Source organism: Streptomyces sp. ME19-01-6 (assembly GCF_033793745.1).
Taxonomy (GTDB): Bacteria; Actinomycetota; Actinomycetes; order Streptomycetales; family Streptomycetaceae; genus Streptomyces.
Genome location: NZ_JARAXF010000010.1, coordinates 108848 through 122390 on the forward strand (window position 1 = coordinate 108848; position 13543 = coordinate 122390).

A 13543-nucleotide genomic window follows, 5' to 3' on the forward strand; every position below is an offset into this window, starting at 1 on the left:
TCCGTATCCGAACGCCACAAACGGATACGGAGCCTTCCGCTTGGCCACCCCGTGCTGCATTTCTCTCAGGCGATGCTGCATGCTGGGCACTTCCCGAAGCCTTGGACCCCCGGTTATGGAGCGGCGCATGACATCCACCTTCCCGGACATCTCCATCAGCACGGAACGGCTGGTGCTGCGCCCGTTCGAGGAAGCGGACGTGCCCGCGCTCACGGAGATGATGAACGACGAACTCGTCACCGCCTGGACCTCGGCGCCCCACCCCTACACCACCCGCGACGCACGTGACTGGGCGCTGCGCGCCGCGCCCGCCGAGCGCACCTCGGGCCGCGGGATCGTCTTCGCCGTCGCCGAATTCCTCACCCAGCGCCTCGTGGGCCTCGTGCACCTGAGCAACACCGACTGGCGCGTGCTGGCCGCCGAGGTCTCGTACGTCACCGCGCCCTGGGCACGCGGCGAGGGTTACGCCTCGGAATCCGCGCTGGCCGTCGCCCGCTGGCTCTTCCAGGACCAGAAGTTCGAACGTCTGGAGCTGCGCACCGCCGCGGACAACACCGCCTCCCAGCAGGTCGCCCAGAAGATCGGCTGCATCAGCGAGGGCGTCCTGCGCAACGCCTGGATAGCGCGCACCCAGACGGAGGACGGCGGCTGGACCGACCTGCGCACCGACGTCATCGTCTGGAGCCTGTTGCCGGAAGACCTCCACGGCGTGCACGGCGGCCCGATGGCGGACCCGGACGGCTTCAGCGCCTACCCCACGTACTCCGACTGGAACTGACCGCCCTTGGAGTGCCCTGTCTTTGGCGCGCCCCACCCCTGGCGCGCTCCTGACTCGGTGCGGCCTGCCTTTGGAGTGCCCCGCCCTTGGCGCGCCCCATCCGGCGGCGCGACCTGCCCCCGGCGCGCCCCGAGCCCACGCCCCGCGCCCCGCGTCAGGGCCTCGCGCCCCCGGGCGCACACGCCCTGCGTCCGGAGGTCCGGACCAGTCGGGATAATCTCTCCAGGCCCGAGCACCGCGCCCGAGCACCGCGCGCCCCCCGGCCGCGGCGAGCGCACCGGCGCCACCGATTTCCGCGGCCACCCGCCGCCCACCCGCGACACCCTGGGAGACACACGACGATGGCCGACCGCGTCACGGTGATCGGTTGGGACGGCTCCCCGCTCACGGACGTGGCCCGCTCCGCTCTCGGCGCGGCCACCCTCGTGGCCGGCGCCGCCCACCACCTGGCGCTGCCCGAAGTCCCGCCGGGCGCGGAGCGGATCAGGCTCGGCAGCGTGGACCTCGCCGCCCGCCGCATCGCCCAGCACCGCGGCTCCGCCGTGGTCCTGGCCGACGGCGACCCCGGATACTTCGGCGTCGTACGTGCCCTGCGCGCGCCCGAGCACGGCCTGGAGGTCGAGGTGGTCCCCGCGGTCTCCTCCGTCGCCACCGCCTTCGCCCGGGCCGGGATGCCCTGGGACGACGCCCAGGTCGTCGTCGCCCACAGCCGCGACCTGCGCCGCGCCGTCAACGTCTGCCGCGCCCACCCCAAGGTCGCCGTGCTCACCTCGCCCGGCGCCGGCCCCGCCGAACTCGCACTACTGCTCGGACCGGTACACCGCACCTTCGTCATCTGTGAGGCCCTGGGCACCCGGCACGAGCGGGTCACCGTGCTGACCTCGGACAAGGCCGTCGACCACACCTGGCGCGACCCCAACGTCGTCATCGTCATCGGCGGCTCCGGCGCGAACACGGTGCGCAGCGCCCCGGCCCCGGGCGCCGCGCGCGGCGCACTGCAGGGCGGAGGGTGGCTCGCCGGCCGAGAGCCGGGCTACCCAGGCCCCGTACGCGGCTGGGCGCTGCCCGCCGCCGCCTACGCGACCGTCCTCGGCGACAGCGAGTCCCCCCAGCTGCGCGCCGCCCAACTGGCCCGGCTCGGCCCCCGCGTCGGCGACCTTGTCTGGGACATCGGAGTGGGCAGCGGCGCGGCGGCGGTCGAGACGGCCGGATTCGGCGCCGCCGTCATCGCCGTGGACCGCGACCCGGATGCCTGCGAGCGCACCGCCGCCCTCGCCCGCCGCTTCGGCGTACAGCTTCAGGTCGTCCATGGCGCCGCACCCCAGGTCCTCGAAGACCTGCCCGAGCCGGACGTGGTGCGGGTGGGCGCCGGAGGCCCCGCCGTCGTCGCCGCGTGCGCCGACCGCCGCCCCGAGCGGATCGTCACACATGCCGCGACAAGGGACGAGGCGGAAGCCGTCTGCCGGGCGCTGGAGGATGGCGGCTACGCGGTCGAGTGCGCCCTCGTGCAGTCGGTGGAGCTGGACACCAGGGTGTGGGCCGAACGTGAGCGGACGGTCGCCTTCCTGGTGTGCGGTCACCGCCCGCACCTGTGATTTTCGCCTTGTGACCTTCGCCCCGACCCTCGCCCCTATGAGCGTCCTCGGGCGGCGCCCGAGGTAGGCTGGCGGATCGTTGTACTGCCTGTGCCGCTGCCCGGCGTTCGGCGCTTTATCGGCCAATGGCCGGAATGCGTCCCCCTCTTGGCGGGCCGCGGTAGGCAATGCCTCGGGCGTGCTACGTGCCGCGCACCGCGTGCGCTCGTTCTTGCCTCTGAGGCTTGCTCTAGGCGGTAGGCGGTTGGAAGGAGCACTAGCGATGGGCGAGGGGTACGCATGACCGACACCGGCCAGGTCCCGGGCGAGGGGCTGCCGGAGAACGCGGGCGGACGACTCGGGCAGCCGCATCCCGCGGATGTCCACACCCCTCCCGCCGACGCCGGCTTCATCGAGCAACCGCAGACGCAGTCCCCGTATCCCTTCCTCGACACGCACGACGCCGGTGGCGAGGAGGACGACCTGCTCCTCATGCCCGGCGCGCAGGGCGCGTGGAGCGAGCACCAGCCGCAGTACCAGGCCCCGCAGGCCCCGTACCAGCAGCCCATGACCCACCTGCCCAACGGCTACGAGACCGGGGGCTACGAGGTGGGCCCGGCGGGGGGATATGACGCGGCGCCGACCCAGGGCTACGCCCCGGCGTCGGCCGGACCATACGGCCAGGGGCAGGCCGAGCCCTATGACCAGGGCCCGGGCGGACCCTACGACCAGGTCCCCGGCAGAACCTATGACCAGGTTCCGGGCGGGGGCTACGACGCGGGGCCGGTCGAGTACGCGGACGTGGTGCCGGCTGAGTACGAGAACGCGGGACAGAACGAGTACGGGAACGCGGCAGCGGCTGAGTACCAGAACGCGGGACCGGCTGAGTACGGAGACCCGGGAGCCGCCGAGTACGGGAACGCGGGACCGGCCGCCGAGTACGCAGACCCAGGACAGGCCGAGTACGAGGACGCCGGGTCGGGCGAGTACGCCGCCGGGCCGGCCGAATACCAGGACGCGAGATCGGGCGAGTACGTGGACGCGGAATCGGGCGAGCACGGGGACGCACAACCGCCCGAACCCCATCCCCAGCCCGTCGCTCAGCCCACGCCCGACCAGGCTGCCTCCGCCCGCCCCACCACTGCCCAGGCCACCACCCTGTCACCCAGGCCGCTCGCCCACGCGGTCCCCAGCCCGCCGCGGCGCCCCCTGCACATGGGCCCGCCGGTGCCCGACCCGACCAACGGCGTCGTGCGTTCCCTCGCCGACCGCGGCCCGGCCGGAGCCCCTGCCCCGGCCCCCGCCCACGTGGCGCCCGTCCGCCAGGCCGAGCCGCTCGCCGCCGGACCCCAGTACATCGATCCGCCCGGCGACGACGCCGGACCGCTCCCCGGCCCGCAGCCCGGCAGCCCCTGGGACGCCCAGCCTCCACAGGCCGCGACCCCGGCTGAGAACGTGGCCGAGCCCGCCGAGGAGCTCCAGGCGCCGGGCCCGCACGAGCCGCAGCAGTTCGCCGAGCCCGCGGTGGAGCAGGCCGCCGTCGCCGAGGCCGTGCCCGCGGCGGCCGAAGTCCAGGGCGTGGACCCGGCTGTCGGCATTCCCGCGCAGGTCCACCCGGACGCTGCCCCACCGCAGCAGGACCCGGGGGCCGCCGCGGAGGGCTTCGTGGGCCCCACGGCGGGGATCCCGGCCCAGAGCCAGCAGCAGACCGAGCCCTCCGCGCAGCCGTCGGGGCAGCCGTCCCCTGGCATCACGATCCCGGCCCAGGCGGACGGCACCGCGACCCCGGCCGAGCCCGCCCCGCAGCCCGTACCCGTGGCCCCGGGCCACGCCATAGTCGCTGAGGCCCCCTCGCCCGACGACCCGCAGGGCCCGCCCGAGCAGCCCCAGGAGGCGGGGGAGGCGGCCGCGGCGGGTTCGGCCGCCGCCGCGCCGGAGACCCCCGCGGCGCAGGCCCCGCAGGGGCGCGCCGCACGCCGCCGCGCGGCCCGCGGCCGGACCGCCGCGCAAGGCACGGCCACAGCGGGCGAGGCTCCGGCCGAGCCCGTCGCCGACCCGGCCCCCGCGGCGCCGGCCCCGCAGGGACGTGCCTCGCGCCGCCGCGCCGCCCGGGGCCAGGGTCAGCGGACGCAGGGCCGGGGGGCGACCCCCGAAGCCGCCACCGCGCCGGTGGCGGACGGGGCAGTTGGCGAACCGTCGAATGGGAGTGCGGCCACACCCGCGTCGGCTGATGGCTCAGCGGACGCAGCCGGGACCGAGTCCGGGGCTGCGGCCGAGGGCACGCCTGCCGCGCCTTCGGTTGACGCGTCCGGCGCGGAGTCTGCTGCTCCGGCGTTGTCCGGTGACGCGGCTGGGGCCGCAGCTGTGGCTCCGGCTGAGGGTGCGGTTGTGGATGCGCCGGTCGCGGAGGGCGCGACCGTGGCGCCTGCGGCTGATGCGTCCGGCGCGGGGTCTGCTGCTTCGGCCTCGGCCGGCGCGGCGGCTGCCGTTGCGCCCGGCGGAGACGCTGCGGCGCCCGCGGACGGCGCCGCCGTCGATCCGCCGGCTGGCGACAGCACGGGCACCGAACCCGCCACTGCGCCTGGAGAAGACGTCGTGGCCGATCCGTCGGCTGGGGATGGCGCGACCGCCGCGCCGACGGCTGAGGCGGTTGCGGCTTCTGCCGTACTGGGTGGGGAAGTCGCTGCTTCGCCTGCGGCAGACGCGCCGGGCGCCGCGTCTGCTGCAGATGGCGATGCTTCTGCGGACGCCGCGATCGCCCCGCCGACGGCTGGCGCGCCTGCGGCCGCCGGCTCGGGCGCGGCGTCCGCTGATTCCGCGTCTGCTGCTGACACAGCCGGAGCCGAGCCAGCCGCTGCGGCCGACGGGACGGGCGAGGACGGCACGGTGGCCGTGCCTACGACTGCTGCCGCGGCCGACGGCGGCGCCCCCGCCGACGATGCGGTCGCTGATGCGCCGGCTGAGGAGGACGCGACCGCTGCGCCGACGGCTGACGTGCCTGCGGATGCTGCGCCCGCGGCTGTGCCGGCTGGCGACGCAGCGGATGAGGACTCGGCTGGTGCCGAGGGGCCGGTCGGGGACGTGTCGGGTGGCGACGCTGCCGCTGATGACGCTGCCGCTGATGCTGCTGTGGCGGGTGGGGGCGCGCCTGCCGCGCCTGCGCCTGAGGCGTCTGACGACGCAGCCGGTGGGGGTTCCGCTGCGGCTGAGGTCGAGGGGAACGCGCTGGGTGGCGACGCTGCCGCTGGTACTGCTGTGGCGGGTGGGGGCGCGCCTATCGTGCCTGCAGCCGATGCGCAGGGCGGCGATGCCGCCGCGGCCGCGACGTCGCCTGTGGCTGAGGCGTCTGGTGACGCAGCGGGTGAGGACTTGGCTGGCGCCGAGGGGCCGGTCGGGGACGTGCCTGCCGCGCCTGCGGTCGATGCGCAGGGCGGCGATGCCGCCGCGGCCGTGCCGACGGCTGAGGCGCCTGCCGCTGCGGCGTCGGATGATGGCCCAACCGAGGCAGACAGGGACGCTTCAGCCGCTGCGGCCGAAGCGCCGGGCGGTGATGCGGCCGTGCCTGCGGCTGCCGCTTCCGGCGCGGCGCCTGCCGCTGCGTCCGGCGGCGACACCGCCGCCGACGACGACGGTGCGTCGGCTGGGGAGGGCGTGACCGCCGCGCCGACGGCTGACGTGCCTGCAAATGCTGCGGCGCCCGATGGGGACGCGCTGGGTGACGACGCTGCCGCCGCTGCGCCTGCCGCTGTGTCGGCTGGCGACGAAGTGGGCGGGGACTCTGCTGCCGTTCCGGCCGTGGGCGAGGGTGACGTGCTGGGTGGTGAGGCTGCCGCTGCCGGGTCAGTTGCTGCCGCGTCCGGTGCATCGCCCGCCGATGCTGCTGTGCCGGATGGGGAAGCCGCTGCCCCCGTGGGTGACGTGGCCACCGCCGCGCCCACCGCCGGCGAGTCTGTTGCTGCGTCGGCGGGCGGCGAGCCTGGCGAGGGTCAGGCCGCGGTCGCGACGACTGACGCGGCGACCGTGACCGTAACGCCGGACGCGCCTGCCGCCGCCGCTGCGGCCGTGGGCGAGGGTGACGTGCTGGGTGGTGAGGCTGCCGCTGCCGGGTCAGCTGCTGCCGCGTCCGGTGCATCGCCCGCCGATGCTGCTGTGCCGGATGGGGAAGCCGCTGCCCCCGTGGGTGACGTGGCCACCGCCGCGCCCACCGCCGGCGAGTCTGTTGTCGCGTCGGCGGGCGGCGAGCCTGGCGAGGGTCAGGCCGCGGTCGCGACGACTGACGCGGCGACCGTGACCGTAACGCCGGACACGCCTGCCGCCGCCGCCGCGGCCGAATCGCAGGCGCCCGACGCCGGGTCTCAGGAGGCAGCCCCCGCCGGGGCCACGGCGCCCGCTGCCCAAGCAGCGGCCGACGCGCCTGCTGAGACCTCGGCCGCCGAGCCGACTGCCGGTGAGGGGCCTGCGGCCGACGCATCCGTGACCGACGCGTCCTCCACCGAACCGGCTGGCCCCGCGCCCGCCGGACAAGCGGGTGAGGCCGATGCGCCCGCAGCCGATGCGCCCGCCGCCGACGCGCCCGCCGGCGAATCAGTTGAAGCGCCTGAGAGCCCTGAAGCACCTCAAACCTCTCAAACCCCCGAAACCGCAACTCCGCAAGCCACCCCACCCGCCGAGGGCTACGCCGAGGCCGAGCGGGCCGCCGTCCACCGGGTCATCCGCGACCGTCGCGACATCCGTAACGGCTTCCGCTCCGACCCCATCCCGCATGAGGTGTTGCTGCGCGTGCTCGAGGCCGCGCACACCGCGCCCAGCGTGGGGCAGTCCCAGCCGTGGGACTTCGTCGTCATCCGTTCCGAGGAGACCCGCCGCACCATGCACGAGCTGGCCACGCGCCAGCGCGACGCGTACGCCAAGTCGCTCCCCAAGGGGCGGGCCAAGCAGTTCAAGCAGCTCAAAGTCGAGGCGATCCTCGAGACCCCGGTCAACATCGTCGTGACCGCCGATCCGACCCGCGGCGGCCGCCACACCCTGGGCCGACACGCCCAGCCGCAGATGGCGCCGTACTCTTCCGCGCTCGCCGTGGAGAACCTGTGGCTCGCCGCGCGGGCCGAGGGGCTCGGTGTCGGCTGGGTGAGTTTCTTCGACGAGCGCGAGATGGTGCGCGCGCTCGGGCTGCCCGAGCATCTGGAGGTCGTGGCGTATCTGTGTGTCGGGTACGTCGACGAGTTCCCCGAGGAGCCGGAGTTGATGAAGACGGGGTGGTCCAAGCGCCGCCCCCTGTCGTGGGTCGTGCACGAGGAGGCGTACGGGCGGCGTGCGCTGCCCGGCGAGGATCCGGCGAATCTGCTGCAGGAGACCCTGCGGGGCATCCGTCCGCTGGACGCGAAGGCGCTCGGCGAGGCGTGGGAGCGGCAGAAGCGCATGACGAAGCCGCCCGGCGCGCTGGGCATGCTGGAGATCATCTCGGCGCAGTTGAGCGGACTGTCCCGGAAGTGCCCGCCGCCGATCCCCGAGCCCGCCGCCGTCGCGATTTTCGCGGGCGACCACGGGGTGCACGCGCAGGGCGTGACCGCCTGGCCGCAGGAGGTCACCGGCCAGATGGTCGCCAACTTCCTGGGCGGCGGGGCGGTCTGCAACGCCTTCGCGAGCCAGGTCGGCGCGGAGGTGTGTGTCGTGGACGTGGGGGTGGCGAGCGAGCTGCCCAGTACCCCGGGGCTGCTGCCGCGCAAGGTGCGGGCGGGCACCGGTGACTTCACCGTCGGCCCCGCGCTGACCCGCGAGGAGGTGCTGCGCGCCATCGAGGTGGGTATCGAGACGGCGCGCGATCTGGTGGCCGCCGGGAACAAAGCGCTGCTCACGGGCGAGATGGGCATCGCCAACACCACCGTGTCGGCCGCCCTGATCTCCGTCTACACCGACGCCGACCCGGCCGAGGTCACCGGGCGGGGCACCGGCATCAACGACGAGATGCACGCCCGCAAGATCGATGTCGTACGGCGCGGTCTGGAGCTGCACCAGCCCGACCCGGCCGACCCCATCGGCGTCCTCTCCGCGCTCGGTGGCTTGGAGCACGCCGCCATCGCCGGACTGCTGCTGGGCGGCGCGTCCCTGCGTACCCCCGTCATCCTGGACGGGGTGAGCGCGGGCGCGGCGGCGCTGGTGGCCCGGGCCATCGCGCCCGAGGTGCTGGCCGCCTGCATCGCGGGGCACCGCAGCGCCGAGCCCGGACACGTGGCGGCGCTGAACAAGCTGGGGCTGCGGCCGCTGGTCGACCTGGATCTGCGTCTGGGGGAGGGGACGGGCGCGCTGCTGGCCCTGCCCGTGGTGCAGAGCGCCGCCCGGGCCATGCACGAGGTGGCGACCTTCGATTCCGCCGGAGTCACGGAGAAGAACTGACGTCCGCCCCCCGCCACGTAAGGTGTGCGCGGGGGCACATCCCACAGCCAGATCAGCCCCGGTCAGCCAGATCAGCCGATCAGGTGATCAGACGATCAGCCGCTCCAGCGCCGCAGCGGCAGCGCATTCGCACGAGGAGAGCCGCATCGCCATGTCCGAGAACTTTGCATACCCCGTGGGACTGCGCCTGTCCGGGCGTCGGGTCGTCGTCCTCGGGGCCGGCCAGGTCGCCCAGCGCCGACTGCCGGCGCTGATCGCGGCGGGCGCGGACATCGTGCTGATCTCGCCGTCCGCCACGGCGTCCGTGGAGGCGATGGCCGAGGCCGGCGAGGTGCGCTGGGAACGCCGCAGGTATCAGGACGGCGACTTCGAGGGCGCTTGGTACGCCCTGATCACCACCGACGACCCGGGGGCCAACGCCGCCGCGTCCGCGGAGGCCGAGGCGCGCCGGGTGTGGTGCGTACGCAGCGACGACGCCGAGGCGTCCACCGCCTGGACCCCGGCCACCGGGCGCAGCGAGGGCGTCACCGTCGCCGTGCTCACCGGCCGTGACCCGCGCCGCTCCGCCGCCGTGCGGGACGCCGTCGTCGAGGGGCTGCGTGACGGCACTCTCGCCGCGCCCCGGCACCGCGCCCGCGGGCCCCATGTCGCGCTGGTCGGCGGCGGCCCCGGCGACCCGGATCTGATCACCGTGCGCGGCCGTCGGCTGCTCGCCGAGGCGGACGTGGTCGTGGCGGACCGCCTGGGCCCGCGCGATCTGCTCGACGAACTCCCGCCGCACGTCGAGGTGATCGACGCGGCGAAGATCCCCTATGGCCGCTTCATGGCGCAGGAGGCCATCAACAACGCGCTGATCGAGCACGCGAAGGCCGGCAAGGCGGTGGTGCGGCTCAAGGGCGGCGACCCGTTCGTGTTCGGGCGCGGTATGGAGGAGGCGGAGGCGCTGGCCGAGGCGGGCATTCCGTGCACCGTCGTGCCGGGCGTCACCAGCGCGATCAGCGTGCCTGCCGTGGCCGGGATCCCGGTGACCCATCGGGGTGTCGCTCATGAGTTCACGGTGGTCAGCGGGCACGTCGCGCCCGCCGACCCCAGCTCGCTCGTGGACTGGGCGGCCCTGGCGAAGCTCCGTGGCACGCTGGTTCTGCTGATGGCCGTCGAGAAGATAGGGCCCATCTCCCGGACGCTCATCGAGCACGGCCGGGACGCGGACACGCCGGTCGCCGTCGTCCAGGAAGGCACGACCGCCACCCAGCGGCGCGTCGACGCGACCCTGGCCACGGTGGCGGAACGGGTCGTGGCGGAGGGGGTGCGGCCGCCGGCGGTCGTGGTGATCGGCGAGGTCACCGCCCTCGCCTCGGGTAACCATCGGTAACGCATCGCGTCGGCGTCATTGGCACGACCTCCAGGACAAGGCAGTATCACCCTGTGGCTGATCTCATCACCGTCGATGACCCCGATGACCCGCGGCTGCGTGACTACACGGGTCTGACCGATGTGGAGCTGCGGCGCAGGCGCGAGCCCGCCGAGGGCCTGTTCATCGCCGAGGGCGAGAAGGTCATCCGGCGGGCGAGACAGGCCGGTTACGAGATGCGTTCGATGCTGCTGTCGGCGAAGTGGGTCGACGTCATGCGGGACGTCATCGAGGACGTCCCGGCGCCGGTCTACGCGGTCAGCCCCGACCTCGCCGAACACGTGACCGGCTACCACGTCCACCGGGGCGCCCTCGCCTCCATGCAGCGCAAGCCGCTGCCCGAGGCGGAACAGCTCCTGGAGGGCGCCCGGCGCGTGGCGATCATGGAGTCCGTCAACGACCACACCAACATCGGCGCGATCTTCCGCAGCGCCGCGGCGCTCGGCATGGACGCGGTGCTGCTCTCCCCGGACTGCGCGGACCCGCTCTACCGCCGTTCCGTCAAGGTCTCCATGGGCGCCGTCTTCTCCGTCCCGTACGCGCGCCTGGAGACCTGGCCCCGCGGTCTCGAAGCGGTCCGGCACGCCGGCTTCAAGATCCTCGCCCTGACGCCCGACGAGAAGGCCACCTCCATCGACGACGCAGCCCCGCACCGCCTCGAGGGCGTCGCGCTGATGCTGGGCGCGGAGGGGGACGGGCTCTCCGTGCAGGCCCTGATGGCCGCGGACGAATGGGTGCGCATCCCGATGGCGCACGGCGTCGACTCCCTCAACGTGGGCGCGGCGGCGGCGGTCGCCTTTTACGCGGTCACGGCGGGCCGCCCGCAGGGCTGAGGGGGAGCCGCGCGACGGCGGCCCCGCCCCCGGCACCACCCGCACACCCCAGGCGCACCACCCACGCGCCGCCGGCCTCAGCCGAACAGCGGCGGTGCGGCACCCTGAGACGGCGTCGTGGGCGCGGGCGTCGGCGCACCCAGCCCATAAGGCGGCCCCTCGCAGCCCTGGGCCGCCGCGATGCCCAGCGCGACCAGCAGCGTCACCACGACGAAGACGATCAGCCGCTGGCGCATCAGCCGACGGTCCGGCCCGATGGGGCGGCGTCCGTTCGGCGGCGTACGGAGCGTACGGACGGGTGGCCGCGCCCCGCCGTTGCGCCCCGGGGGTCGCGCGGGGGTGGGGCGGGCGCCGGAATTACGGCCCGTGGACCCGGCGGACCCGGCTGACCCGGCCGAACGGCCCCCCGTGCCCGGCCCCGGCCCCGGGCGCGGCGAAGAGGCGCGCGGAGCCTGGGCCCGGGGCGCGGGGGCGGGAGTGCCACCGGTGCGCCGCTCCGTGCGCTGCCGTGCGTACTCGTCGGCGCGCCGGCCGCTCAGCCGCTCCGACGGCTGCCGCGGCCCGGAGTGGTTCCCGCCGGACGGGTGGCCCCCTGAATGCTGACCTCCCGGATGCTGACCTCCGGAGTGGTGCCCGTCGGACTGCCCGGACCCAGCGGGGCCAAGCCCTCCGTGCCCACCCGGGCCGGAGTGCCCACCAAGACCACCGTGCCCCCCGTGCCCACGCTCGGGGCTCCCATGTCCGTGCCCCCCGTGCCCGTGCGCCTCCCGCGCCGCGATCTCCTTCAGACGCAGGGACAGCTGCAGCGTGCTCGGCCGGTCCTCGGGGTCCTTAGCGAGACACGCGTGGAGCAGCGGCGCCAGCGCGTCCGGCACCCCGGCCAAATGCGGCTCCTCGTGCACCACGCGGTAGAGCATCACCTCGGAACTCCCCTGTCCGAACGGGGAGTCCGCCATCGAGGTGTAGGCGAGGGTCGCGCCCAGCGCGAAGACGTCGGTCGCGGGGGTCACCGTCGCCCCGCGCACCTGCTCGGGCGCGAGAAAGCCGGGGGAGCCGACCGCCGTGCCGACGTGCGTCAGCGTGCTGGCCCCGGTCGCCCAGGCGATGCCGAAGTCGATGATCCGCGGGCCCTTGGGCGACAGGAGGATGTTCGACGGCTTGAGGTCCCGGTGCACCACGCCCGCCTCGTGCACCGCCAACAGGCCCTCGGCCAGCGCCGACCCGATGGCGGCGACCTGCGCGGCGGGCAGCGGGCCCTCTTCGTTCACCTTGTCGTGCAGGGACGGCCCGGGTACGTACTGCGTCGCGAACCACGGCCGGTCGGCTTCCAGGTCGGCGGCCACCAGCCGCGCCGTACAGCCCCCGCGGATCCGCCGCGCGGCCGAGACCTCGCGGGCGAACCGGGATCTGAACTCGCGGTCCTCGGCCAGATCCGGCCGGATCACCTTCAGCGCCACGCGCTGCCCGCGCCGGTCGGAGCCGAGGTAGACCACCCCCATGCCGCCCGCGCCGAGCCGCCGGTGAAGCCGGAAGGAGCCGACGACACGCGGGTCCTCGCGCCGGAGCCGCATCATCGCCATGTCCGTCCCCTACCTCCGGTGGGTAGGCCCCTGCCCAGTACCCCTGGCGGGGAGGCCCCATCCGCTGCCGCCGTCTGACGTGCACAGCTTACGGATTGACGGCCCGGCGCGCTGAGAGGCCGCGCATGCGTCGGCAGATGGATTGTCAGTGGTGGGTGGAATCCTTGGAGAAGTGGGGCGGAATCGCGGCAATCCGCGCTCCGGTCCACGATGCGAGATCTCAAGGGACCGTCGCAGAAGGGGGATTGAGCCCGTGAAGGGTGATCGTGTGGAGATAGTCGTGGACGCCGGCGACACGACGCGGACATATGAAGTGGTGGCGAGCCGGGCGGGCCGCAGGGTGGAGACGGCGGTGCGTCGAGGCGTGGTGGAAGTGAGCGAAGTCACCCGGAGCGGCTCGGTGGTCCGCACCGCCCGCTTCATGGCCAACAGGGTGCTGGCGCTGGTCGAGCAGCCGGTGCCGCGGATCGACGACGGGGAGCGCGAGGAGAGCCCCCTCCGGGAAGACCCCAAGTCCTGACGCCGGGTCTCCACCCAGGGGAGTAGTCGCCCGCGCGGGACGTCATCCTCCGGGAGGCCCGGCATCGATACGAAGGCATGACGCCGTCCCCGGTCCCCGCGCCTAATGTTGGGGTCAAGCGGCGGGCGCAGCACTCGTCCCCCGAGGTCAGACGCTCGCCGCCCCAGATGTGACAGGAGAGGGACGATGGTGGATCCGGCTGGAGGTACGGCCACCCGAGCGCGCGGGCACCGCGCGGCGGATGTGTTCGGCGACCAGCGGTCCGGCACGCGTCACCCTGTGGTCGCGGCGGCGATGGCGCTGCCGCCGGCCGCTCTCCTGGCCATCGTGTTCGGCGGCTGGGAGGCCGTCGTCACACAGGCGTCGTCCGTGGCGGGAATGCTGGGGCGCTGAGCGCCCCTGGCCCGGGAGAGCGGCCCGGGCGGGGACATCCTGTCATCAGCCCCGTGGGGAC

Annotated in this window: 7 protein-coding genes and 1 pseudogene; 7 read left to right on the forward strand and 1 reads right to left on the reverse strand. The window is 74.6% G+C overall.

Annotated features, from left to right (window positions below; translation table 11 throughout):
* Positions 1-127: 127 nt before the first annotated feature.
* The 5 genes and pseudogenes from PV419_RS23475 to PV419_RS23495 all read left to right on the forward strand — a co-directional run bounded on the left by PV419_RS23475 (position 128) and on the right by PV419_RS23495 (position 10989).
* Entirely contained in the window at positions 128-778 is a 651-nt protein-coding gene (locus PV419_RS23475; protein WP_319691909.1) for a GNAT family N-acetyltransferase, read from the forward strand.
* 341 nt (positions 779-1119) lie between these two features.
* Entirely contained in the window at positions 1120-2373 is a 1254-nt protein-coding gene (gene cbiE, locus PV419_RS23480; RefSeq protein WP_319691911.1) for a precorrin-6y C5,15-methyltransferase (decarboxylating) subunit CbiE, read from the forward strand.
* Positions 2374-6870: 4497 nt separating this feature from the next.
* Positions 6871-8745 (forward strand): annotated as a pseudogene (gene cobT, locus PV419_RS53360) (nicotinate-nucleotide--dimethylbenzimidazole phosphoribosyltransferase); the annotation flags it as partial.
* A gap of 151 nt (positions 8746-8896) precedes the next feature.
* Positions 8897-10117 carry a uroporphyrinogen-III C-methyltransferase gene (gene cobA / locus PV419_RS23490; protein ID WP_319691915.1) on the forward strand — a complete coding sequence of 407 codons (1221 nt, stop codon included), beginning with the start codon at positions 8897-8899 and terminating at the stop codon, positions 10115-10117.
* A gap of 53 nt (positions 10118-10170) precedes the next feature.
* On the forward strand, positions 10171-10989 hold the full coding sequence (locus PV419_RS23495) for an RNA methyltransferase (protein WP_319691917.1): 819 nt from the start codon (positions 10171-10173) through the stop codon (positions 10987-10989).
* A 77-nt stretch (positions 10990-11066) separates the two neighbouring features.
* On the opposite strand, the gene PV419_RS23500 is transcribed toward PV419_RS23495, so the two are convergent.
* Positions 11067-12569: a serine/threonine-protein kinase gene (locus tag PV419_RS23500; protein WP_319691918.1), complete on the reverse strand. Its 1503-nt coding sequence runs from the start codon at positions 12567-12569 to the stop codon at positions 11067-11069.
* A gap of 253 nt (positions 12570-12822) precedes the next feature.
* On the opposite strand from PV419_RS23500, the gene PV419_RS23505 reads away from it, so the two are divergent.
* Together PV419_RS23505 and PV419_RS23510 are read left to right on the forward strand one after the other, a co-directional pair.
* Entirely contained in the window at positions 12823-13089 is a 267-nt protein-coding gene (locus tag PV419_RS23505) for a hypothetical protein (RefSeq protein ID WP_319691920.1), read from the forward strand.
* Positions 13090-13275: 186 nt separating this feature from the next.
* Positions 13276-13482, forward strand: coding sequence for a hypothetical protein (locus PV419_RS23510; protein ID WP_319691922.1), 207 nt, complete (start codon positions 13276-13278; stop codon positions 13480-13482).
* Positions 13483-13543: the final 61 nt, after the last annotated feature.

Bases quoted from the DNA above. Each gene is read 5' to 3' on its own strand.
- PV419_RS23475 (WP_319691909.1), top strand. From the start codon at position 128: ATGACATCCACCTTCCCGGACATCTCCATCAGCACGGAACGGCTGGTG.
- cbiE (WP_319691911.1), top strand. From the start codon at position 1,120: ATGGCCGACCGCGTCACGGTGATCGGTTGGGACGGCTCCCCGCTCACG.
- cobA (WP_319691915.1), top strand. From the start codon at position 8,897: ATGTCCGAGAACTTTGCATACCCCGTGGGACTGCGCCTGTCCGGGCGT.
- PV419_RS23500 (WP_319691918.1), bottom strand. From the start codon at position 12,569: ATGGCGATGATGCGGCTCCGGCGCGAGGACCCGCGTGTCGTCGGCTCC.
- PV419_RS23510 (WP_319691922.1), top strand. From the start codon at position 13,276: ATGGTGGATCCGGCTGGAGGTACGGCCACCCGAGCGCGCGGGCACCGC.